The organism is Amycolatopsis nalaikhensis (genome assembly GCF_030264295.1).
Taxonomy (GTDB): Bacteria; Actinomycetota; Actinomycetes; order Mycobacteriales; family Pseudonocardiaceae; genus Amycolatopsis; species Amycolatopsis nalaikhensis.
This window is the reverse complement of record NZ_CP127173.1, coordinates 5421717-5444037: the sequence shown is the minus strand read 5'-3', so window position 1 is coordinate 5444037 and position 22321 is coordinate 5421717. Positions and strand designations below refer to the sequence as shown.

Annotated in this window: 22 protein-coding genes; 14 read left to right on the top strand and 8 right to left on the bottom strand. The window is 71.9% G+C overall.

From position 1 onward, the window contains the following. Positions 1–62 precede the first annotated feature (62 nt). Complete coding sequence (locus tag QP939_RS26895; protein ID WP_285448935.1) at positions 63–962, bottom strand: ROK family protein; 900 nt, start codon at positions 960–962, stop codon at positions 63–65. 195 nt (positions 963–1157) lie between these two features. Here QP939_RS26895 and QP939_RS26890 point away from each other — a divergent pair, with 195 nt between their 5' ends. The 3 genes from QP939_RS26890 to QP939_RS26880 are packed head-to-tail and all read left to right on the top strand — an operon-like array spanning position 1158 to position 2723. Then, positions 1158–1367 carry a CbtB domain-containing protein gene (locus tag QP939_RS26890; RefSeq protein WP_285448934.1) on the top strand — a complete coding sequence of 70 codons (210 nt, stop codon included), beginning with the start codon at positions 1158–1160 and terminating at the stop codon, positions 1365–1367. A 19-nt stretch (positions 1368–1386) separates the two neighbouring features. Continuing rightward, positions 1387–2142: a CbtA family protein gene (locus QP939_RS26885; protein ID WP_285448932.1), complete on the top strand. Its 756-nt coding sequence runs from the start codon at positions 1387–1389 to the stop codon at positions 2140–2142. Further along, on the top strand, positions 2139–2723 hold the full coding sequence (locus QP939_RS26880) for a DUF4190 domain-containing protein (protein ID WP_285448930.1): 585 nt from the start codon (positions 2139–2141) through the stop codon (positions 2721–2723). The genes QP939_RS26885 and QP939_RS26880 overlap by 4 nt, the downstream gene beginning before the upstream one ends. A gap of 1 nt (position 2724) precedes the next feature. On the opposite strand, the gene QP939_RS26875 is transcribed toward QP939_RS26880, so the two are convergent. Together QP939_RS26875 and QP939_RS26870 are read right to left on the bottom strand one after the other, a co-directional pair. After that, positions 2725–4206 carry a cobyric acid synthase gene (locus QP939_RS26875; RefSeq protein ID WP_285448929.1) on the bottom strand — a complete coding sequence of 494 codons (1482 nt, stop codon included), beginning with the start codon at positions 4204–4206 and terminating at the stop codon, positions 2725–2727. Further along, on the bottom strand, positions 4203–5126 hold the full coding sequence (locus QP939_RS26870) for a cobalamin biosynthesis protein (RefSeq protein WP_285448928.1): 924 nt from the start codon (positions 5124–5126) through the stop codon (positions 4203–4205). Before QP939_RS26870 ends, QP939_RS26875 begins: the two co-directional genes overlap by 4 nt. Before the next feature lie 36 nt (positions 5127–5162). Here QP939_RS26870 and QP939_RS26865 point away from each other — a divergent pair, with 36 nt between their 5' ends. The 5 genes from QP939_RS26865 (at position 5163) to QP939_RS26845 (ending at position 8877) form a co-directional block, all read left to right on the top strand. Continuing rightward, the gene (locus QP939_RS26865) at positions 5163–5801 is read left to right on the top strand and encodes a bifunctional adenosylcobinamide kinase/adenosylcobinamide-phosphate guanylyltransferase (protein WP_285448926.1); all 639 of its coding nucleotides are present in this window, start codon (positions 5163–5165) and stop codon (positions 5799–5801) included. Positions 5802–5814: 13 nt separating this feature from the next. Beyond that, entirely contained in the window at positions 5815–6828 is a 1014-nt protein-coding gene (cobT, locus tag QP939_RS26860; protein WP_285448925.1) for a nicotinate-nucleotide--dimethylbenzimidazole phosphoribosyltransferase, read from the top strand. A 23-nt stretch (positions 6829–6851) separates the two neighbouring features. Then, positions 6852–7565 carry an adenosylcobinamide-GDP ribazoletransferase gene (locus QP939_RS26855; protein WP_285448924.1) on the top strand — a complete coding sequence of 238 codons (714 nt, stop codon included), beginning with the start codon at positions 6852–6854 and terminating at the stop codon, positions 7563–7565. 170 nt (positions 7566–7735) lie between these two features. Then, complete coding sequence (locus tag QP939_RS26850; RefSeq protein ID WP_285448923.1) at positions 7736–8569, top strand: SLATT domain-containing protein; 834 nt, start codon at positions 7736–7738, stop codon at positions 8567–8569. Positions 8570–8589: 20 nt separating this feature from the next. After that, positions 8590–8877 carry a hypothetical protein gene (locus QP939_RS26845; RefSeq protein WP_285448922.1) on the top strand — a complete coding sequence of 96 codons (288 nt, stop codon included), beginning with the start codon at positions 8590–8592 and terminating at the stop codon, positions 8875–8877. 227 nt (positions 8878–9104) lie between these two features. Here QP939_RS26845 and cobC read toward each other — a convergent pair whose 3' ends face one another. From cobC to QP939_RS26825, 4 genes are read right to left on the bottom strand one after another with little or no spacing between them, the layout of a single operon-like run. Beyond that, a complete protein-coding gene (gene cobC, locus QP939_RS26840; protein WP_285448920.1) occupies positions 9105–10121 on the bottom strand; it encodes an Rv2231c family histidinol phosphate aminotransferase CobC in 1017 nt (338 codons plus the stop codon). Beyond that, complete coding sequence (locus tag QP939_RS26835) at positions 10114–11451, bottom strand: cobyrinic acid a,c-diamide synthase CobB (protein ID WP_434219577.1); 1338 nt, start codon at positions 11449–11451, stop codon at positions 10114–10116. The genes cobC and QP939_RS26835 overlap by 8 nt, the downstream gene beginning before the upstream one ends. Then, entirely contained in the window at positions 11445–12059 is a 615-nt protein-coding gene (cobO, locus tag QP939_RS26830) for a cob(I)yrinic acid a,c-diamide adenosyltransferase (RefSeq protein ID WP_285448916.1), read from the bottom strand. Before cobO ends, QP939_RS26835 begins: the two co-directional genes overlap by 7 nt. Continuing rightward, complete coding sequence (locus QP939_RS26825) at positions 12059–14017, bottom strand: putative cobaltochelatase (protein ID WP_285448914.1); 1959 nt, start codon at positions 14015–14017, stop codon at positions 12059–12061. The genes cobO and QP939_RS26825 overlap by 1 nt, the downstream gene beginning before the upstream one ends. 67 nt (positions 14018–14084) lie before the next feature. Between QP939_RS26825 and cbiE the strand changes: the two genes are divergently transcribed. From cbiE to QP939_RS26795, 6 genes are all read left to right on the top strand, one after another. Then, positions 14085–15236: a precorrin-6y C5,15-methyltransferase (decarboxylating) subunit CbiE gene (cbiE, locus tag QP939_RS26820; protein ID WP_285448913.1), complete on the top strand. Its 1152-nt coding sequence runs from the start codon at positions 14085–14087 to the stop codon at positions 15234–15236. Between the two features lie 106 nt (positions 15237–15342). Continuing rightward, complete coding sequence (cobM, locus tag QP939_RS26815; protein ID WP_285448912.1) at positions 15343–16104, top strand: precorrin-4 C(11)-methyltransferase; 762 nt, start codon at positions 15343–15345, stop codon at positions 16102–16104. Then, complete coding sequence (locus QP939_RS26810; RefSeq protein WP_285448911.1) at positions 16101–17117, top strand: Gfo/Idh/MocA family protein; 1017 nt, start codon at positions 16101–16103, stop codon at positions 17115–17117. Before cobM ends, QP939_RS26810 begins: the two co-directional genes overlap by 4 nt. Then, on the top strand, positions 17114–17833 hold the full coding sequence (locus QP939_RS26805) for a cobalt-precorrin-6A reductase (protein ID WP_285459856.1): 720 nt from the start codon (positions 17114–17116) through the stop codon (positions 17831–17833). Before QP939_RS26810 ends, QP939_RS26805 begins: the two co-directional genes overlap by 4 nt. After that, entirely contained in the window at positions 17830–18489 is a 660-nt protein-coding gene (gene bluB / locus QP939_RS26800) for a 5,6-dimethylbenzimidazole synthase (RefSeq protein WP_285448910.1), read from the top strand. The genes QP939_RS26805 and bluB overlap by 4 nt, the downstream gene beginning before the upstream one ends. Before the next feature lie 18 nt (positions 18490–18507). Beyond that, positions 18508–21603: an arabinosyltransferase domain-containing protein gene (locus QP939_RS26795; protein WP_285448909.1), complete on the top strand. Its 3096-nt coding sequence runs from the start codon at positions 18508–18510 to the stop codon at positions 21601–21603. Position 21604: 1 nt separating this feature from the next. Here QP939_RS26795 and QP939_RS26790 read toward each other — a convergent pair whose 3' ends face one another. Next, on the bottom strand, positions 21605–22291 hold the full coding sequence (locus QP939_RS26790; protein ID WP_285448907.1) for a GNAT family N-acetyltransferase: 687 nt from the start codon (positions 22289–22291) through the stop codon (positions 21605–21607). Positions 22292–22321 lie beyond the last annotated feature (30 nt).

Below are 22321 nucleotides of genomic sequence, written 5' to 3'. Positions count from 1 at the left end.
CTCAGGCGACGGGATGACCACCCAGCTCCTTTGTCAGGGTTGGCTCATCGCCGCTGCGCGGCTCATAACTCCGCCAACCTGTCCATTGCCAGCAAGCCCGCCCCCAGCCTCCCCGCCTCGTCCCCCAGCTTCGCGATCCTCAGCTCCGGCATCTTCTGGAACGTCAGGTGCGCGGCCAGCCACTCCCGGACCGGCTCCAGCACGTAGTCCGCCGCCGTGAACAGCCCGCCGCCCAGCACGATCACCTCTGGACCCAGCAGCGTCAGCAACGTGCGGATTCCGTGGCCCAGCCCGTCCAATGCGTCCTGGACCACCGCCACCGCTACCTCGTCGCCTCGCCTTGCCTGCTCCACCACCTCGCGGGCTCCGTCCGCCGGGCGGCCCGTGCGCTCCGTGTAGCGCCTTGCTATCGCCGCCGCCGATGAGATTGCCTCCAAGCAGCCCACCGCTCCGCAGCCGCACTTCAGCGCGTGTCCCACGTCTATGTGCCCCACCTCGCCCGCCTGGCCGTGCGCTCGGTGGATGCGGCCGTCGAGCAGCAACGCCGCCGCGATTCCCGTGCCCACCGGGATGAACGCCGCGTTCGTCGCCCCCTGGCCCGCTCCCACCCGGAACTCGGCTATCCCGCCCGCCGTCACGTCGTGGCCGAACGCCACCGGGAGCCCCAGCTTGTCCTCCAGCAGCTCGCCGAAGTGGACCTCTCGCCAGTCCAGGTTGGCCGAGAAGTGGCAGATGCGGGTCTGCTCGTCGACGATCCCCGGCACCACCACGCCGACCGCCGCCGGCAGCTCCGTGCCCGCCTGCTCCGCCAGCGACGCCACGATCTCCGCCACCTGCGCGGCCAGCGCCGTCCCGTCCGCGCTGCGGGCCGTTTCCGCCCGCAATGCCGCCTTGGCCTGCAGCTGCTCGTCCAGCAACGCCGCCTTGACCGTCGTCCCGCCCACATCGAGGGCCGCCACCATTCGAGTCACCGCGGCATTGTCACATTGACGAGCCCGGAACGGCGGACCTACGCTCAACCGGCCAGACGAGGAGATTCCGGAACGCGGTGCAAGTCCGCGCGGTCGCGCCACTGTGACCCCCGCCAGGGGGAAGCCAGACCCGGACCCTCGTGACCGACCCCGATGAGGCCGCGAAAGCCCGAGGAGGCCACGCCCATGTCCCACACGGCAGCTCCCGCCGTCCCGCTCCCGATCCGCATCCCGATCCGTGAGATCGTGCCGTGGGCGGTGTTCGTGGTGCTCCTCGCCCTGATCGCCCTCTACTTCGTGAGCGCCGAACAGGGCGCCACCGCGGTCTTCGCGAACACCTACGTCCACGAGTTCGTGCACGACGGCCGGCACCTGCTGGCCTTCCCCTGCCACTGATCGGCGGGCACGCGCTCCCATGATGAAGACCCTGCTGGTCCGCGGCATGCTCGCGGGCCTGATCGCCGGCGTGCTCGCGTTCGGGTTCGCCTACGCCTTCGGCGAGCCGTCGGTGAACACCGCCATCGGGCTCGAGGAGTCCGGCGGCCACTCCCATTCGCACGACGCCGGCGCCGCGCCCGCCGAAGCGCACGACCACGAAGAGGAGCTCGTCCCCCGGGACGTCCAGAGCACCGTCGGGCTGCTCACCGGCGTGCTCGTCTACGGCGTCGCGATCGGCGGCCTGCTCTCGCTCGCCTTCGCGTTCGCCCAAGGACGGCTCGGCAACCTCCGCCCGCGCGTGACCGCGGTGCTGCTCACCGCGGGCGCGTTCGCCGTGGTGTTCCTCGTGCCGTTCCTCAAGTACCCGGCCAACCCGCCCGCCGTGGGCCAGCCGGGCACGATCGGCTCCCGCACCGAGCTGTACTTCGGGTTCGTCGCGGTGTCACTGTTGGCGGGCATCCTCGCGACGGTGTTCGGCCGCAAGCTCGCGGACCGCTTCGGGGCGTGGAACGGCTTCCTGCTGGCCGCGGCGGGCTACCTCGTCGTGATCGGCGTGGTCGCCTGGCTGATGCCGGCGGTCGACGAGGTCCCGGCCGAGTTCCCGGCGTCGACGCTGTGGAGCTTCCGGACGGCGTCCGTCGGCACGCAGGTGACGCTGTGGCTGGCGCTGGGCCTGACGTTCGGCGCCTTCGCGGAAAAGGCACTGACGAACAAGGCGGCCGTCGCCGCGTGAGCGAGCCGCCGGTCAAGCGGGACAGCCTGGCGCTGCCGTCGCTGATCACCGGCGTGCTGGGCTTCTTCGGCGTCACCGCGGTGCTCGGGGTGGTCTTCGGCGTCGTGACGCTGGTCCGCACGCGGCGGACCGGCGAACGCGGCCGGGGCCTGGCCATCGGCGGGATCGTCGCGAGCGTCGCCTGGATGGTCGCGATCCCGGTGGCGTCGATCCTGCTGCTGAGCGTCGCGCTGAAGGCGTCGAACACGCCGATCCTCTCGATGCGGCCCGACGACTGCTACAACGCGGCGCGCCCGGGCATCGACGCGGTGAAGGTGCCCTGCGCCGCCGAACACGACGGCGTCGTGCTCGACTCCTTCACCATGGCCGGGCCGCAGGTGCCCTACCCCGGCGACCGGAAGGTCCACGACACCGCGCTCAGCGTGTGCACGGACCGGCTGAAGAGCGCGCTCGGCGAGTCGGGCGTGTCCCCGGCCGAGCCGGTGATCGTCGGGTACGGCCCGGACGAAACGGCCTGGGCGGCGGGGATACGCGTCGCCGTGTGCGGGTTCGAGTCGCGCCAGGGGCCCTGGCGCGGCTGAGTCAGGGCGCGCCGGGCGGGACGAACGGGAGTCCCGCGGGTGCGCCCTGCTCCAGCACCCTCAGCAGCGTCGCCGTGTCGAGGTGGTCGTCGACGGCGTCGGCCAGCTTGTCCAGCATCTCTTCGCGCAGGTCGGCGAAGCCGGGGGCGCCGTGCGAAGGTGCCCAGGAGACACCGGCCTGGGCGGCGGCTTCGGTGAGCCAGGCGCGGCGGAAGGCGTCGTTTTCGAAGGCGCCGTGCCACATCGTGCCCCAGACGGCACCGTCGCGCATGCCGTCCAAAAAGGACTCACTCGGGGTCGTGGCGGTCGTCGTGCCGTGGTGGATCTCGTAGGCCTCGACCCGGGCGCCGCGCCACTCGCCGACCGGGCGGGCCAGGACCTTCTCGGCGGCGAACGACACCCGGGCGGGCAGCAAGCCGAGGCCTTCGACCTCGCCCGCGCCGGACTCGACATCGTCCACAATGGACTCGGCGAGCATCTGGTAGCCGCCGCAGATGCCGAGCACCGGGCGTCCGGCGGCGGCCCGGGCCGCGACGGCGGTGTCGAGACCCCGCTCGCGCAGCCAGCCGAGATCGCCGACGGTGGCCCGCGACCCGGGCAGCACGACGACGTCCGCCGCGGCGACCGTGTCGGGGTCGGCGGTCAGGGTCACGGTGACGCCGGGTTCGGCGGCGAGGGCGTCGACGTCGGTGGCGTTGGACGCGCGCGGGAACCGGACGACCGCCACGTGCAGGCCGCCGCCCTGGGCCTCGCGCCGCCAACCCGCCGCGGCGAGGGCGTCTTCCGAGTCGATCCAGACGCGGTCCAGCCACGGCAGCACCCCGAGCACCGGGCGGCCGGTCACCTTCTCGAGGCTGTCCAGGCCGGGGCGCAGCAGGCCGACGTCGCCGCGGAACTTGTTGACGACCCAGCCCGCGACGAGCGCCTGGTCTTCGGCCGACAGCAGGGCGAGGGTGCCGAACATGGCGGCCAGGACACCGCCGCGGTCGATGTCGCCGACGACGAGCACGGGCAGCCCGAAGCGCCGCGCGAGGCCCATGTTGACGTAGTCGCCGTCGCGGAGGTTGATCTCCGCGGGGCTGCCCGCGCCCTCGCAGACGACGACGTCGTAGCGGGCGCTGAGGTCTTCGAAGGCCCCGAAGGCGATTTGGGCGAGCCCGGCGCGGCCGGTGGCGTACTCCCCGGCTTCGAGGGTGCCGAAGGGCTTCCCGAGCGCGACGACGTGGCTGCGCCGGTCGCTGCCGGGCTTGAGCAGCACCGGGTTCATCGCGGCTTCGGGTTCGACGCGGGCGGCGCGGGCCTGCAGCCACTGGGCGCGGCCGATCTCGGCGCCGTCGGCGCAGACCATGGAGTTGTTGGACATGTTCTGGGCCTTGAAGGGCGCGACGCGCACCCCGCGGCGCGCGAGCCACCGGCAGAGCCCGGCGGTGACGAGGCTCTTCCCGGCATCGGACGTCGTCCCGGCGACGAGCAGGCCGCTCATCGGGCCACCCCCGCCGCCACCGCGGCCGCGGCCGCCCCGACCAGCCGCGACAGGCGCACGGCCCGCCGCAGGTCGGCCGGCTTTGGATCGCGTCCTTCGCCGAGGCGTGCCCGGCTCTCGACTTCGCCGCCGTAGCTGTTGGTCCCGCCGAGGCGGATGTCCAGCGCTCCCGCGAACGCCGCCTCGACCTGGCCCGCGTTCGGGCTCGGGTGCGCTTCGCCGTCGCGGCGCCAGACCCGCCACGCGTCCCGCGCCCGGCCGCCGGAGCACAGCACCGTGAGCACCGCGCCGAGGCGCGACGGCACCAGGTTCACCACGTCGTCGGCGCGGGCCGCGGCCCAGCCGAACCGGCGGTAGCGCGGCGACTTGTACCCGACCATCGCGTCGAGCGTATTCAGCGCGCGGTAGCCGAGCAGGCCGGGGATCCCCGCCACCGCGCCCCAGAACAGTGGCGCGACGACGGCGTCGGAGGTGTTCTCCGCGATCGACTCGGTGGCCGCGCGGGTCAGCTCGGCGGAGTCGAGCGTCGTCGCGTCGCGCGCACAGAGGTGCGAAAGCCGCTGACGCGCTTCGGGTACTTCGCCCGCTTCGAGCAGCCTGGCCATTTCGGTCCCTTCGGCGGCGAGGCCGCATCCGCCGAGGACAACCCACGTAGACGCAGCTATGAGTGCGAAGCGCGCGAAGGGGCTTCGCCGCGTCGCGGCTTGAAGCGCCACGCCCAGGCCTACGGCACTGAAGGTGCACAACCCCGCGTACACGGCTCCGCGCGGCTTTGAATCCGCCCAAATCCGGCGTTCGAGGTGAGCCGCGGCCGTCCCGAACAGGGCGACCGGATGCCCCCGACGAGGGTCGCCGAAGAGGGTGTCAGCGACGTATCCGGTAACGAGTCCGGCCGCGGTTGTCCCTAGACGGAGTGGCACGTGGCGCACGGTAGCGCGTGCACCACAATGCCGGGTATGACTGTGCCGAACGCCTCCGCGGGGAAGAAAACGTCGGCGGGCCTGACCTACCGGCTCGCCGGGTACCTCGAGACCCTGGCGCGCGCACTGCGCCGGTACGGCCGCGACGAAGGCAAGGTGCTGGTCCTCGGCGGCGTCCGCTCGGGGAAGTCGCGGCACGCCGAACGGCTCGTCGCCCACCACCCGCACCTCGTCTACGTCGCGCCCGGCCTGCCCGCGAGCGACGACGACCCCGAGTGGGCCGCGCGCGTCGCCGCCCACCAGGCGCGGCGGCCGGCGCACTGGAAGACCGTCGAGACCACCGACCTCGCCGGCGCCCTCCGGAAGGCGACCGAGCCGCTGCTCATCGACTGCCTCGGCACCTGGCTGTCGCGCGTGCTGGACGACGTCGGCGCGTGGAAGCAGAAGCCCGGGTGGGAGCACCGGCTGGACGACCGGCTCGAGGACTTCCTGGCCGCGTGGGCCGCGGCGCGGGTGCCGGTGGTCGCGGTCAGCAACGAGGTCGGCAGCGGTGTGGTGCCCGCAACGTCGTCCGGACGGCTGTTCCGTGATGTGCTGGGCGCACTCAACAACCGGGTGTCCGCCGACGCCGACCGGGTCGTGCTGGTCGTCGCGGGCCGGGCGCTCGACCTGTAGCCAGGAGGCGCCCGTGTTCGACGTACCCGTGCCCGACCCCGCCGCCCGCGCCGCCGCGCTGGAGCGGCTCGACGGCCTGGTCAAGCCGCTCGGCGCGCTCGGCAGGCTCGAGGAGATCGCCGCCTGGCTGGCCGCGGCGCACGGGAGCGTGCCGCCGCGGCCGCTGGACGACGTCCGCGTGGTCGTGTTCGCGGGCGACCACGGCGTATCGGCGCTCTCGGCGTATCCGCGCGAGGTCACCGCGGCGATGGTGCGGGTGTTCCTTGCGGGCAAGAGCGGCGTGAACGTGCTGGCCGCGCAGGTCGGGGCGAAGGTGCGGGTGGCCGACCTCGGCGTCGACTGGGACGGCGCGGACGTCCCGCCCGAAGTGACGGCCCACAAGATCCGCCGCGGCTCGGGCTCGATCGACGTCGAGGACGCCCTGGCGCCGGGCGAGGCGCGGGCGGCGTTCGACGCGGGCCGCGCGATCGCACGCGAGGAAGCCGGCGCGGACGTGCTGATCCCGGGCGACATGGGGATCGGCAACACGGCGATGTGCGCGGCGCTGGTGGCGGCCTCGCTGGGCCTGCCCGCGGCCGAGGTCGTCGGCACGGGCACGGGCGTGGACGCGGCGGGCCTGGAGCGCAAGACGGCGGCGGTCTCGGCGGCACTGACCAGGGCGGCGGGCCGCACGGAGGACCCGTTCGAGCGCCTGACGGCGTTGGGCAGCGCGTGCGTCGCGGCGACGGCGGGCTTCCTGGTCGAGGCGGCGGTCAGCAGGACACCGGTGCTGCTCGACGGCGTGTTCTCAGGCGCGGCGGCCCTGGTGGCGCGGGACATCGCACCGGGGGCCGAGCAGTGGTGGCTGGCCGGGCACCGCTCGACGGAGCCGTCGCAGGCGTTCGCGTTGAAGGCGCTGGGGCTGGAGCCGATCCTGGACTTCGGGCTCAGGCTGGGCGAGGGAAGCGGAGCGGTCCAGGCGGTGCCGACGCTGAGGGCGGCCCGCGCGATCCTGGCCGACATGGGCCTGCTGGCCGACTTGACGTGAGCCGCTGGGGTGACGCCGCACGGATGGCCGTCGGCACCCTGACGACCGTGCCCGTCCCGGCGCCGAAGGTCATCGACCCGGTGGTGGCGGGGCGGGCGATGGTGCTCGCGCCCCTCGCCGCAGTGCCGCTCGCCGCGCTCGCCGGGCTGGTCGTCTTCGCCGGGCAGGCGGTGCACCTCCCCGCGCTGGCCGTTGCGGCGCTGGCGCTCGGCGCGGTGGCGCTCGGCAGCCGCGGCCTGCACCTCGACGGGCTCGCCGACACCGCCGACGGCTTGGGTGCTTCGTACGACCGCGCCAAGGCCCTCGAGGTCATGCGCCGCGGCGACTCCGGGCCGACGGGGGTCGCGACGCTCGTGTTCGTGCTGCTTGTGCAGGTCGGTGCGCTGAGTGTCGTCGGCCCGGTGTCCGCGGCGGCGGGAGTGCTGGTCGGCCGGTGCACGCTCTCGATGGCCTGTGCGCGCGGGGTGCCGTCGGCCCGGCCCGAGGGGCTCGGGGCGACGGTCGCGAGGTCGGTCCCGCGTGCCGCCGCGATCGCCGTTGGCGTCGTCGCGGGCGGACTTGCCGTGTTGCTGCCCGGGCTGGCTTGGTGGCGCGGGCCGCTGGCTGTCTTGCTGGGCTACGCCGTGGCGGCCGCGCTGCTGGTCCGCTGCACGCGGCGGCTCGGCGGGGTTACGGGGGACGTCCTCGGCGGCTGCGTCGAAGTCGCCGTGGCCGCTGCGCTGCTCGCTCTCGTCTGAACATCTAAAGCCTCCGCAGAGGAACGAAATCCGTCGTTTCAACCTCCATCAAACGTGGAGATCGCACCCTCGAAACATCCACGGACACGAATCAGCATTCGAGCCGTCATACCCGAACAAACGAACCACCCTCCCTCACACGCGATATCGCGGGAGAATATTATTCGCTCATGAGTTCCGCTATCACAGAAGAAGATGATGTAGCTGAACTGAGCCTGAAGCTCGCCACACTGCAAGCACTTCTTCGACGTCATCGCAGTCGCCGCCAACGGGGCATCTTGGGGATCGTCCTGGGACTGACTTTCTTTGCTGGAGCATACACAATATGGCAACTGCTTCCCCCAGGCGACAGGTTAACACTGACGCTGACCTGCCTAGCAGGCGGCACAGCGTTGATTGCATATGGAATCTACGTCAAACGTTACCCAGATCTACAAATCAGCGACCGAGAATCTTTATTCTTAGATTTAAATAAGCATTGCTCGCAAGCCGACCTCGAACTCCAGTTTCAAAAAATCCGAAATCAGCGCCGTCGGACGTGGATCGCAACACCCGCAGACCATCAAAGCAGCTACGAGGACGACCTCGAATTCTACGTCGCAGAGCTACGCCGCAATAGTATCAGAAGCAGGCGCGCGAATCACGTCACGCAGATGACAACAATCATCGGGTCACTCGCCGCCACAGGGATATCCAGCCTCTCACTGTCAGTGACGGCACTACAATGGATATCGCCGATTATTACGTTCATCGTCGGGGCCGCGTCTGGTATTGCTGCATACTTCAAGTTCCGTGACCGCGGCTTCTACTCTCAACAGACTGCCAATGCGATCGATCAAGAAGTTGCCGCCTATCGATTGAAGATAAGGCGATACAAGGAAATTGACGATACGGAACGCGCACGCGAGATGTTCCTTGAAGAGGTACACCGATTGCGGGTCGAGCAAGAGAACCGCGAGCAAGATCTCGATCAACCCGTCAAAGTGAAGGGAGACGGCGAGTGAGGCTCCTAAAATGTGTCCCCATGACCTGCATTCTTACACTCGCCGGCTTAATTGCGTCGGGATGCGCAGCTGACTACGATGAACGCATTGAATACCTCCACAAAGTGGCCCTCAGGGGCGTCGAGGTGCATATTCTTCTGCAGAATCAGGGCGACAAAGTCAACGAAGACAACTGCAAGACAGCAAACAAGGCGCTGAACGATGACGCACCAGATACTACCGGTGGTCCGGACCCGAAAGTGTCGGAGGAATGGAAGCAGTTGGTCGAGCAGACGTTTCTGACTGCCTGCGTTTCCGGCAAGTACTGATGCTGATGTGCACGGCGATCAGTCGAGGCTCCGTCTGGCGCTAGTCCGTCGTCACTCGGTCGAGGGTCGCCAGGATGTTGGTCACCATACCTTTGGAGGTTTCCTGCAAAGGTGGCGACATCCCACAGCCTGGCTGCCCGAACCGCGCCTCGCTCCGCTAGCTGATACATCGGTTTCGCCCCAGTTCCACTGGCTCTCATCGGTAGCGGCTGCCACCCTTCCGGCGTTTACGAAACCCGGCGTAACGCGGCCAGGAAAGCGTCGGTGACCGCGCGGTCCCGGACGGCCAGGCGCAGGTGGTCCGGACCGAGCCCGGGAAACGTGTCACCGCGGCGGACGGCGTAACCCGCGTCGCGCAGCCGCGAGCGGAGTTCGGCGCCGCCGGGAACCCGGACGAGCACGAACGGGCCCCGCGGGTCGCCCAGGACGTCGACGCCTGCCGCCGTCAGGCCGGACACCAGGTACTCGCGGTCCGCTTCCGCCGCCACCGCAAGCTTTTCCGCTTCCTCCAAAGCGGACGGACGGCAGCACGCCACCGTTGCGACTCCGGCCAATGTGGACACCGACCACGGCACCTGGACCGCCCGCAGCCACGCGATGACGTCCGGCTCGGCCAGCACGTACCCCGCGCGCAACCCGGCCAGACCCCAGGTTTTCGTCAGGCTGCGCAGCACGACGACGCCGGGCGCGCCGGAAGCCAGGCTCTCCACCTCGCCCGGCACCGCGTCGAGGAACGCCTCGTCGACCACGAGCACCCGCCCGGGGCGGGCCAGGGAAAGCAACGAAGCCGCCGGGTGCAGTACCGACGTCGGGTTCGTCGGGTTGCCGACGAACACCAGGTCCGCGTCGTCCGGCACCAGCGCCGGGTCGAGCACGAAACCGTCCGCTTCGGACAGGACGACGCGCGAGACGGCGTGCCCGGCGGCCCGCAGCGCGGCCTCCGGCTCGGTGAACTGCGGGTGCACCACGACCGCCCGGCGCGGCCGCAACGCCGAAGCCAGCAACGTGAACGCCTCCGCGGCGCCCGCCGTGACCAGCACCTCCGACACCGGCCGCCCGTGCCGCTCGGCGACGGCCGCCTCGGCGTCCACAGGGGACGGATAAGCCGCCAGGGAGTCCAAAGCGGACGCCAGTTCCCGCCGCAGCCACGCGGGCGGGCGCGGCAGGCGGACGTTCACCGCGAGATCGATCAGCCCCGGCCCGACCTCGCGGTCGCCGTGGTGGTGCAGGTCGTAGTCAGCCATGTGCGAAGTCCCGGACCCGCGCCGCGAACCGCCGGGCCAGCTCCGGATACCCGGCCCAGTGGACGTGCAGGTAGGACGCGTGCAGGGTGGGCGTCGCGAAGCCGTCCAGCTGCCGGTCCCAGCCCCAGGCCGCCGAGGCGCCGTGCGACGGCGTCACCTCGGTGCGGTGGAACTCGTGCCCGGTGACGCGCTGCCCGGCCGTGGCCAGGAGGTTGTCCTCGACGGCGACCGCGCGCCGGTAGCCGAGCTTGCCGCGGGCGGTCATCTTCGCGTCGGCGGGCACCGCGCCGACCATCGGCACGCCGTCCAGGGACTGGCACAGGTACAGCAGGCCCGCGCATTCGGCGCTCACCGGCATCCCGCGTTCGATCGCGGAAGCCACTTCGCCGCGCAACGCCGTGTTCGCCGACAGCTCGGCCGCGTGCACCTCCGGGAACCCGCCACCGAAGTACAGTCCGGCGCACCCGGGCGGCAAAACACGGTCCCGCAAGGGATCGACGTCCACGACGTCGACCCCGCAGGCGGCGAGCAGCTCGACGTTCTCGGTGTAGCGGAAGGTGAACGCCGGGCCGCCCGCGGCCGCTACCGTCACGCGTGGACCGTCCACTCCGGACGGTTCCCACGCCGGTGCCGACAGCGGCGGGGCACCCGAGGCGATCCGGACGATCGCCTCCAGGTCGACGCCGTCCCGCACCCAGGCGGCCAGCGACGGCAGCACGCGCTCCGCCTCCGCGGCCCGCTCGGCCGCCGGGACGAGCCCGAGGTGGCGGCTCGGCGCGTGGATCTCTTCGTTGCGGTACAACGCACCCAGCAGCGGGACGCCGGTGGCCTCCAGCGCGGACGCGATCTCGTCGAGGTGCCGCTGCGAGCCCAGCTTGTTCAGGATGACCCCGGCGAGCCGCACGCGGTTGTCGTAGTGGGCGAACCCGAGCACGGTCGCGGCGACGCTGCGCGAGGCCGCCGACGCGTCCACCACCAGCACCACCGGCGCGTCGAGCAGCCGGGCGACGTGCGCGGTCGAGGCGTAGCCCTCGGTGCCCAGCGCGCCGTCGAACAACCCCATCACGCCCTCGATGACGGCGATGTCCGCGCCGCGGGAACCGTGGCGCAGCAAGGGAACCAGCCGGTCCTCGCCCTGGAGGAACGGGTCCAGGTTGCGCGCGGGCCGCCCGGTGGCGAGGGCGTGGTAGCTCGGGTCGATGAAGTCGGGCCCGACCTTGTGCCCGGACACGCGGTGCCCGGCCGCGCGCAGCGCCGCCATCAGCCCGGCGGCGATCGTCGTCTTGCCGTGCCCGGAACCGGGCGCGGCGACGACCACCCGCGCTACCACTCGATCCCCCGCTGGCCCTTCTGGCCGGCGTCCATCGGGTGCTTGACCTTCGTCATCTCGGCGACCAGGTCGGCGGCCTCGACCAGCTCCGGCGGCGCGTACCGGCCGGTGATGACGACGTGCTGGTGCCCCGGCCGCGAGACCAAAGTGGACACGACGTCGTCGATCTCCAGCCAGCCCCACTTGAGCAGGTAGGAAAACTCGTCGAGGACGTAGAAGTCGTGCGTCTCGGCGGCGAGGCGGCGCTTGATCTCCGCCCAGCCCTCGCGCGCGTTCGCCGCGTGGTCCTCTTCGGTGCCGGACTTGCGGGACCAGCTCCAGCCCTCGCCCATCTTGTGCCATTCGACCGGCCCGCCCTGGCCGGTGTCGTCGTGCAGCTTGCCGAGCGCCTTGAACGCGGCTTCCTCGCCGACACGCCACTTCGCCGACTTGACGAACTGGAACACGCCGATCGACCAGCCCTGGTTCCAGGCCCGCAGCGCCATCCCGAACGCGGCCGTCGACTTGCCCTTCATCTCGCCGGTGTGCACGGCGAGCAGCGGCCGGTTGCGGCGCTGGCGCGTGGTCAGGCCGTCTTCCGGCACCACGGACGGTTTTCCCTGCGGCATCAGGCGGCCTTCCCGGTCCGGGCGCGGACGGCGTTCGCGAGTGATTCGGCGGCGACGTCGGACAGCGGCACGTGCTCCGCGCCGAGGTGGGCGGCGAGATCGGCGGCGAGCCCGAGCCGCATCTTGCCGCTCTCGCAGTCCATGACGACGGTGGTGACACCGGCGAGCAGCCCGGCCGCGGCCTGGGCGCGCGCGACGGCGTTCTCGCCGCTGGTGGCGCGGCCGTCGGTGACGACGACGAGCAGCGGGCGGCGCCGCGGGTCGCGGATTTCCTCGACGCGCAGCACCCGCGCCGCTTCCAGCAGCCCTTCGGCCAGCGGGGTCCGGCCGCCGGTGGGCAGGCTTTCGAGCCGGGACGCGGCGGCGTCGACGCTGATCGTGGGCGGCAGCGCGAGTTCGGCCGCGGTGCCGCGGAAGGTGACCAGGCCGACCTTGTCGCGGCGCTGGTAGGCGTCGAGCAGCAACGAGAGGACCGCGGACTTGACCTCGCGCATCCGCGCCTTCGCACCCATCGAGCCGGACGCGTCCACGCAGAACAGCACGAGGTTGCCCTCGCGGCCTTCGCGCAGCGCGTACCGCAGGTCCTCCGGGCGCAGCTTCAGGCCCGCGCCGTCGCGGCCGCGGGACTTCTGGTGCGGTGCCGCGGCTTTGACGGTCGCGACCAGGTGCGGCCGCCCGTCGCGGACGGACGGCGGCTGGACGCCGATGGTCCGGCCGCTGTCGGTGATCGCGCGCGACCGGCGGCCGCGCTCGCCCTCACCCATGCCCTGGACGCGGAACACGCGCGCCTTGAACGTCTCCCCGGCGCCGACGGTCTTCTGCTGCCCGCCGCCGTTCTGCGGCTGCGGCTGCGGCTGCGGTTGCGGTTCGCTGCCCTGGGGAACGTCTTGCGGGGCTTCCTCCGGTGTCGAACCCGAGCCGGGGCCGTCGTCCTCGGGGCCGGGCTCCGGCGGCTGGGCGTCCTGGAGGGCCTGCTCCAGCTGCTCTTCGGAGATGCCCGGGGCGTCGAAGGGGTTGCGACGGCGCCGGTGCGGCAACGCGAGCCGCGCGGCGACGCGGACGTCGTCGGTGGTCACCTCGTCGCGCCCGGCCCAGGCCGCGTGCGCGACCGCGGTGCGCGCGGTGACGATGTCCGCGCGCATGCCGTCGACCTCGAAGGAGGCGCAGACCTCGGCGATCTGGCGCAGGGCGTCGTCGGGCAGCTTGACGGCGGGCAGAAGCCGTTGCGCCGCTTCGATGTCCGCGGCCAGCTTCGCGTCTTCGTCGGCGTACTGCGCGGCGAAGGCCTCGGGATCCGCTTCGTAGGCGAGACGACGCCGGACGACCTCGACGCGCTGCTCCGGGTCGCGGCTGGACGCGACCTCGACGGTCAGCCCGAACCGGTCCAGCAGCTGCGGCCGCAGCTCGCCTTCCTCGGGGTTCATGGTGCCGATCAGCACGAATCGGGCCGCGTGCGACACCGAGACACCCTCGCGTTCGACGGTCGCGCGGCCCATCGCGGCGGCGTCGAGCAGGGTGTCGACGAGGTGGTCGTGCAGCAGGTTGACCTCGTCGACGTAGAGGAGCCCGCGGTGCGCGGCGGCCAGCAGGCCGGGCTGGAAGTCCGTGACACCCTCGGCGAGCGCGCGTTCGAGGTGCAGCGAGCCGATGACGCGGTCTTCGGCCGCGCCGACGGGGAGTTCGACGAGCTTCGCCGGGCGCCGATGGCTGCTCGCGGCGTCGTGCGGGCCGTCGGGGCAGAGCGGGTCCGGGGCCGCGGGATCGCAGGAGAAGCGGCAGCCGTCGACGACGTCGACGCCGGGCAGGAGATCCGCCAGCGCGCGGACCATGGTCGACTTCGCGGTGCCCTTTTCGCCGCGCACCAGCACCCCGCCGACGGCGGGCGAGATCGAGGAGAGGACGAGCGCGAGGCGCAGGTCCGGCAGCCCGACGACGGCGGTGAACGGGTACGGCTTCAACAGCACTCCTGAGGTCGGCGACCGGCCGATCATCGCACAGCGCGCGCCTCGCTTAGGGTGGGAAATCGTGCGCGAAAAATCACGGTTGACGGTGGTCGGGATCGGGGCCGACGGGTGGCCCGGATTGTCCGAGACCGCCCAGGCCCTGGTGCTCGGCGCCGACGTCGTCATCGGGGCGCCGCGGCAGCTGGCGTACCTGCCGCCGGAGGTCACCGCGGTGGAGTGGCCGTCGCCGTTGCTGCCCGGGCTCGACGCGCTGCTCGCCGAGTACGAAGGCCAGCGCGTCTGCGTCCTGGCCAGCGGCGACCCGTTCCTGTCGGGGGTCGGCACTACCCTCGTGGCGCACGGGTACGAGGTCGACGCGCTTCCCGCGCTCTCGTCGGTGACGCTGGCCAGGGCCCGGCTGGGCTGGTCCGCCGAGGAGACCGAGGTGGTGACGATCGTCGGCCGTTCGTCGGCGCGCGTCGCTCGCGTGCTGGCTCCGCGGCGCCGGGTGCTCGTGCTGGGTGCCGACGCGACCGCGTTGCGTTCGCTGCTGACCGTGCGCGGGTACGGCGAGAGCGAGCTGACCGCGCTGGAGAACCTGGGCGGGCCCGACGAGCGCGTCTCCGACGGCTGGACGGCCGAACCCGGCCCGCTGACAGTGTTCGCGCTGGAGTGTGTGGGCCCGGCGTTGCCGCTGATCGGCATCCCGGACGACGTCTACGCCCACGACGGCCAGCTGACCAAGCGCGACCTGCGAGTATCGGCGCTGGCGAGGCTCGCGCCGAGCCCCGGCGAGCTGCTGTGGGACGTCGGCGCGGGCGCGGGCAGCGTCGGCATCGAGTGGTCGCGGCTGCACGGGCTGAACCGGGCGATCGCGGTCGAGCGCGATCCTGAGCGCGCGGAGCGGATCGGCCGGAACGCGGTTGACCTGGGGGTCCCGGAGCTGGAGGTGGTGACGGGCGAGGCACCGGAGGCGTTGAGCGCGCTGCCGGCGCCGGACGCGGTGTTCATCGGCGGCGGTGTGACGGTGCCGGGAGTGCTGGAGGCTTGCGTGGCGACGGGCGCGCGAGTGGTGGCGCACGGGGTGACGCTGGAGGCGGAGCAGGTTTTGGCGCGGGCGTACGAGCAGCACGGCGGGGAGCTGGTGCGGATCGGTGTCGAACGCGCGGCGCCGTTGGGTGGGTTCACGGGCTGGACCCCGGCTCGGACCGTGACGCAGTGGAGCAGCCGATGACCGGCGGGCTGAAGGGGACTTTGCTCGCATCTCATGCGATGAAGGCGCCCTTCAGCTCATCTGATGCGATGAACGTCCCCTTCAGCCCGACCTCCTGGAGCAGCCGATGACCGTCCACTTCATCGGGGCCGGGCCAGGTGCCGCCGACCTCATCACCGTGCGGGGCCGCGATCTGCTCGCCCGCTGCACCGTCTGCCTCTACCCCGGCAGCATGACCCCCACCGACCTGCTCGCGTACTGCCCGCCCGAAGCCACCCGGATCGACACCGCCGACCTGAGCCTCGAGCAGATCGTCGCGAAACTGGTCGAAGCTCACCAAGCCGGGCACGAAGTGGCGAGGCTCACGTCCGGCGACCCGTCGCTCTACAGCGCCGTCGCCGAGCAGATGCGGCGGCTCGACGCGGCCGGTGTCCCCTACGACGTCGTCCCCGGCGTGCCCGCCTTCGCCGCTTCGGCCGCCGTCTTGAACCGAGAACTCACCGTGCCCGAAGTCGGGCAGAGCCTCGTGATCACCCGCGTTCAGGCGCGGTCCACGAAGATGCCGCCCACGGAAACCCTCGCCGCCTTCGCCGCCACCCGGGCGACGCTCGCCCTGCACCTCGCCATCAACCACGTCGAGCGCGTGACCGGCGAACTCACCCCGCACTACGGCGACGACTGCCCCGTCGCCGTCGTCGCGCTCGCTTCGCAGCCCGGCGAGACCGTTGTGCGCGGGGTGCTCGGGGAACTCCCCGAACTCGTCCGGCGAGCCGGGATGACCCGCGCCGCCACCATCTTCGTCGGGCGGGTGCTCGGCGCCACGAACTTCCCCGACAGCTTCCTCTACTCGAGCGCCCGCGACCGGGCCGACCAACCGGAGTCGTTGTGACCGACCTTCGCTGGGGCCTGCTGGCCGCCGGGACCATCGCCGCCCACTTCGCCGAGGGCGTCGAGGAAAGCAAGCACGGCACGCTCGCCGCCGTCGGCGCCCGCGACGCCGGCCGCGCGCGGGACTTCGCCGCCCGCTTCGACATCCCGAAGGCCTACGGCAGCTACGAAGATCTCCTCGCCGACCCGGACGTCGACGCCGTCTACGTCTCGACGCCGCACGCGATGCACAAGGACTGGGCCATCGCCGCGGCCGAAGCGGGCAAACACGTCCTCTGCGAGAAACCGCTGACGATCACGGCCGCCGACGCCGAAGAGGTCATCGCCGCCGCGCGCGAGAACGACGTCTTCCTGATGGAAGGCTTCATGTACCGGCTGCACCCGCAGACGCGGCGGCTGGTGGAGCTGATCGCGAGCGGCGCGATCGGCGAGGTGCGCGCCGTCGACACGGCGTTCTCCTTCGACAGCAACCCCGAAGAGACCGCGCGCCTGGCCGACCCGGCGCTCGGCGGCGGCGGGATCCTCGACGTCGGCTGCTACTGCACGTCGCTCGCCCGGCTCGTCGCCCAAGCCGCCACCGGCGAAGCAGTCGTCGAGCCGACCGAGGTCAGCGGCATGGCGAGGCTCTCCGCGACCGGCGTCGACGAGTACGCGACCGGCCTGCTGCGCCTGCCCGGCGACATCCTCGCGACGATCTCCTGCGGCATCCGCCTGACCAGGGAAGACGGCATCCGCGTCTACGGCTCCCGCGGCCACCTCCACATCCCGCGCCCCGCGTGGATCCACCCGCTGCGGACGCCGGGCACGTCGCAGATCATCCTGACGCCCGCCGACGGCGAGCCGGAGGTCATCGAGGTCGAAGCGACGCAGGGTGTCTTCGCGCGCGAAGCGGACCACGTCGCCGCGCACGTCGGCGACCGGCAGGCCCCCGAGCTGAGCTGGGCGGAGACGCTGGCCAACCTGCGCACCCTCGACCGGTGGCGCGAGGCCGTCGGCTACGGGCGTCCTTCGTGATCCTCATCCTCGGCGGGACCGGCGAAGCGCGGCAACTCGCCGAAGCGCTCGTCGCGCGCGAAGTGCGCGTTGTCTCTTCGCTCGCGGGACGCGTCGCACGGCCCAGGCTCCCGGTCGGCGAAGTGCGCGTAGGCGGCTTCGGCGGTGTCGACGGCCTCGCCGCGTGGCTGCGCGAGAACGACGTACAGGCTGTCGTGGACGCCACGCACCCCTTCGCCGAGCGCATCGGCGCGAACGCGGCGAAGGCGGCCGAGATGACGGGCGTCCCGCTGCTGCGGCTCGCCCGGCCGGGCTGGCAGCCGGAGCCGGGCGACGTCTGGCACTGGGCCGACGACCTCGAAGACGCCGCGAAAAAGCTCCCCGAGCTGGGAAAACGCGTCTTCCTCACCACCGGCCGCCAAGGCCTTCCCGCTTTCGCGCACCTCGACGACCTGTGGTTCCTCATCCGCTGCGTCGACCCGCCCGAACCGCCGCTGCCGCGGCACCACGAACTGCTCCTCGACCGCGGGCCGTACGAAAAAGCCGCCGAACTCGAGCTGCTCCGGCGGGTCGACGTCCTGGTCACCAAGGACTCCGGTGGCACGCTGACCAGCGCGAAGCTGACGGCGGCCCGGGAACTGGGCAAGCCCGTCCTCGTCGTCCGGCGCCCGCCGCGGCCCGCCACCGAGACCGCCGAGACCGTGCCCGAAGCCGTCGAATGGGTCCTGCACCGATGATCGAAGAGTTCTACGAAGTCCTGCGCAAGCGCCGCGACGTCCGTGGCGAGTTCACCGGCGAGCCGATCCCCGAGGACACGCTGACCCGGATCCTCGAGGCCGCGCACGCCGCGCCGAGCGTCGGGCTCACCCAGCCCTGGGACTTCATCCTCGTCGACGACCACGCAACCCGCGAGAAGTTCGCGAAGCACGTCCACGACGAGCGCGAGATCTTCGCGAACCAGCTCGCCGAAGACCGCGCGAGCACCTTCGCGAACATCAAGATCGAAGGCATCCTCGAGTCGAGCCTCGGCATCGTCGTCACCTACGACCCCGCGCGCGGCGCGCCCGACGTGCTCGGGCGGCACGCCATCGCCGACGCCGGGCTGTACTCCGTGTGCCTGGCGATCCAGAACCTGTGGCTCGCCGCCACCGCGGAAGGCCTCGGCGTCGGCTGGGTCAGCTTCTACCGCGAGCCGTTCCTGAGCGAGCTGCTCGGCGTCCCCGACGGCGTCCGGCCGGTCGCGTGGCTGTGCGCCGGCCCGGTCAGCGGGCTCGAGACCGTGCCCGACCTGGAGCGCCACGGGTGGCGCAGCCGCCGTCCCCTGACCGAGGCGATACACCACGGACGGTTCACCCCGCGTGACCCGGGGGCTGCGTCAGCCGCCGACCTCTGACCCGTTAGCGTTGCGCCGATGCGTCTGATTGCCGTAGCGCTGGGGTTGCTCTCGGCCTTGTGCGCGCTGGCTTTCCCCTTCCTGCCGGTGGTGCAGGACACGGCGGAGGTCGTCTGGCCGACCGGCAGCGACACCCGCTCCGTCAACGCGCCCTTGACCGGGTACTGGGCGCAGGACCTGCGCGCCGAACTGCCGTGCGCGGCCATCCGCTCGGTCGACGCCCGCACCAACGGCCCGGGCCTGCTCTTCGCCACCGTGCCGGACGGGCGCACCGACCCGAAGGCGGGCAACGGCGTCGGCATGCAGCTGCGCGTCGACAACGGCGTGCTGCTCGCCTCCAGCCAGGGCCAGCAGATCGCGCAGCAGCCGCTGCCCGCCGAGAAGTGCGACGTCGAACTCGACGTCGACGCGACGCAGATGACCCTCGCCGTGGCCGGGACGCCGATCTTCCACGCCAACGGCGACGTCCGGCCCCGCGTGGTCGGCATCTACTCCTCGATCAACTCGAGCAAGGACCCGATCGCCGGCCTGCACGTCTCGGTCGTGCCGGACACGCGCTACCAGACGTCGCCGACCGCGCTGAAGATCGGCGTCGGCGTGCTCGCGGTGCTGTCGCTGATCGGCTGCCTGATCGCCACCTGGCGCCGCGACTCCGGCTTCGCCAGACGCGCGCCGCGCTGGGCGCCGGTCGGCTGGTGGCGGCTGACGCTGCGGGACACCACGGTGATCGTCGCGCTCGGCGCGTGGGTCTTCATCGGGCCGGTGACCTCGGACGACGGCTACATCCTCACGATGGCCCGCGTCACCGAGCAGACCGGGTTCCTGACGAACTACCACCGCTGGTTCGGTGTCGCCGAGGCGCCGTTCGGCTGGTTCTACCACGTGTACGAGCTGATGACGCACGTCAGCACGGTGCCGCCGTGGATCCGGCTGCCGTCGTTCCTGCTCGGCGTGCTCAGCTGGCTGCTGATCAGCCGCGAGGTGATGCCGCGGCTGGGCACCCAGATCCGCACCAGCCGCCCGGCCAGCTGGGCCGCCGCGACGGTGTTCCTGATCTGGTGGATGCCCTACAACAACGGCGTCCGCCCGGAACCGGTCGCCGCGCTCGGCTCGCTGCTGGCGATCTGCGCGGTCGAGCGCACGCTCGTGACGCGGCGGCTGCTGCCGCTGTGCCTCGGCCTGACCGCGGCCGGGTTCACCCTGGCCGCGACGCCGACCGGGCTGATCGCGGTGGCGCCGTTCCTGGTCGCCGCGCGGCCGCTGTTCAAGCTGATCCGCCAGCGCGCGAGCGAAAGCGGCTGGCTGCCGGTGCTGGCGCCGGTCGCCGCGGCCGGGCTGCTGGTGCTGGTCGTGGTGTTCGCCGACCAGACGTTCGCGACCGTGCAGGAAGCCACCCGGATCCGCACCCAAGTGGGCCCGAACCTGTCGTGGTTCCAGGAGCTCGCGCGCTACCAGCTGTTGTTCGAGAGCCTGCCGGACGGCTCGGCGCCACGCCGGTTCCCGGTGCTGCTGGTCGGGCTCTGCACCGCGACCTGCCTGGTGATGCTGCTGCGGCGCGGGCGCATCCCCGGCGCGTCGCTCGGCCCGGCGCGCCGCCTGATCGGCACGACGGCGTTGTTCTTCCTGCTGCTGGCCCTGACGCCGACGAAGTGGACGCACCACTTCGGCGCGTTCGCCGCGGTGGGCGCGTCGATGGCGGCGCTGACCGCGCTCGCGACGAGCTCGACAGTGCTGCGGTCCAAACGCAACCGCGCGGCGTTCCTCGCCGGGCTGCTGGTCGTCGCCGCGCTGGCCGCGACCGGCCCGAACACGTACTGGTTCGTCTCCCGCCTCGGCGTGCAGTGGACGAACGTGGCGCCGTCGATCGGCGGGATCCCGCTGTCGACGATCCTGCTGGTCGCGGCGGCGATCGCCGGGGTGTACGCGTTCGTCGAGAACGTCCGCGCGCACCGGCCGGGCGCGCCCGCACCGGTGCAGGAGGGCCGGCTGCGCGCGCTGCGGCTCGGGTCATTGTCGCTGGTGGTGGTGTGCGGCCTGGTGGCGGCGGGCGAGTTCGTCACGATGGCGTGGGCGATCCACAACCAGGCGGGCAGCTACAGCCTGGGCGCGGCGAACATCGGGCACCTGTTCGGCAAGAGCTGCAACCTGTCCGACCACGTGATGGTCGAGCGCGACGCGGCGACGAGCATCCTGCACCCGCAGTCCGAGCAGCGGACGGTGGCGGAGAAGGAGCAGCAGCCGGAGAACTCGCCGTTGCCGAACCCCGAGCAGGACAACGGCCGCGTCCAGACGGGCTTCCACACCCGCCCGGTCGACGACAAGGACCCGCTGGCCGAGCCCCCGCACGGGTTCACGCCGGAGACGGTGCCGATGTGGTCGAGCTTCCTCGACCCGGAGACGCGCGCGGGACGCCTGCGCAGTGACTGGTACGCGCTGACGGAGAAGCCCGCGGACGGCCAGATCGTGGTGGCGACAGCGGGCGCGGCCAGGCGCCCGACGTCGGTCAGCCTCGACTACGGCGTCAACACGCCCGACGGCGTGAAGATCGTCCGCAGCCAGTTCATGCTCCCGCCGGGAGCGGGCACGGGCGGCTGGAACGACACCCGCATCAACCTGCGCGACCTCCCGCCGGAGACGAACGCGGTCCGCGTCAACATCGTGGACAACGACCTGACGGAGGACGGCTGGATCGCGGCTTCGGCCCCGCGCGTCCCGACGTTCACGACGCTGACGGACCGGATCGGGTCCAAGCCGGTGTACGTGGACTGGCCTGCTTCTTTTGTGTACCCGTGTGTTCAGCCGGTGACGTCCCACGACGGGATTTCGCAGGTGCCGGAGTACCGGATCACCGCCGGTGGGCTCGCCGATGAGGCTCAGTGGGCCTCGTCGACGAACGGTGGGCCGATCGGGTGGCTGGAGGAGCTGGCCGAGGAGCCCGAGGTGCCGAGCTATCTGATCGGGCAGCCGAGCCAGTCCTGGGGACAGCTGCTGCAGATCGAGCCGTTCACCGAGGGGATCGCGCCGACGGTGGTGCACGGGGAGAAGACCGTGCCGGGTTGGTGGTCGCCGGGTCCGGGGCCGCGGCAGCCGAACGGCAAGGACCCGACGCGCTGAGTCAGGGCTTGCGCCAGGCCTGACGGCGGTGGAGGCGGAACCCGGCCCGCGCCAAATTGGCCGCACTAGGCGAGTCGGGGCGGGCCGTGGCCACCGCCAACGTGCAGCCCTCCGCGGCCGCCACCGCCAGCCGGCGGTGCAGCAGCTTCACCTGCGCGCCGTGGCCCCGGTGCGCCCGCAGGGTCGTTGCCGCTCCCAGTACGGCGACCTCCTCGTGGATCGTCATGCCCGCCGCCGCGATCGGTTTTTCCCCCTCCACCAGGAGGAACCGCCGGACCGCCGGGAGCCGGTGCTCCGCCGCCATGAACCGGGCCACCACTCCGCGCGTTTCAAAGCCTTCCAGCAGGACACCCACGAAGACCTCGGCGTCGACCACTTCCGAAGGCACCGCCCGACGCCGACGCAGCCGTCGAGTGGCCAAGAGGCGGTCGTCCGCCCGGACGTACCCCGGTATCGGGAGCCCGTCGGTCACCACCGTCGGCTCGACGCCGTTCCACACCGGATCGTCAGCCAGCTCGGCCGCCGCCTTCACCGTCGACGGCGTCACGCCCGACACCGTCGACAGGTAGCCCAGTGCCGGGTCGCTCGCCAGCACCGCGAACAAGCCCGCCCGCTCCCACACCCGGAACCGCCCCGGCACTCCCGCGGCCGGTGCCGCTTCGCAGGCCAACGCCATCCTGCGGTGCAACGCCCGCTCCGCCCGGCTCACGTCGGACGG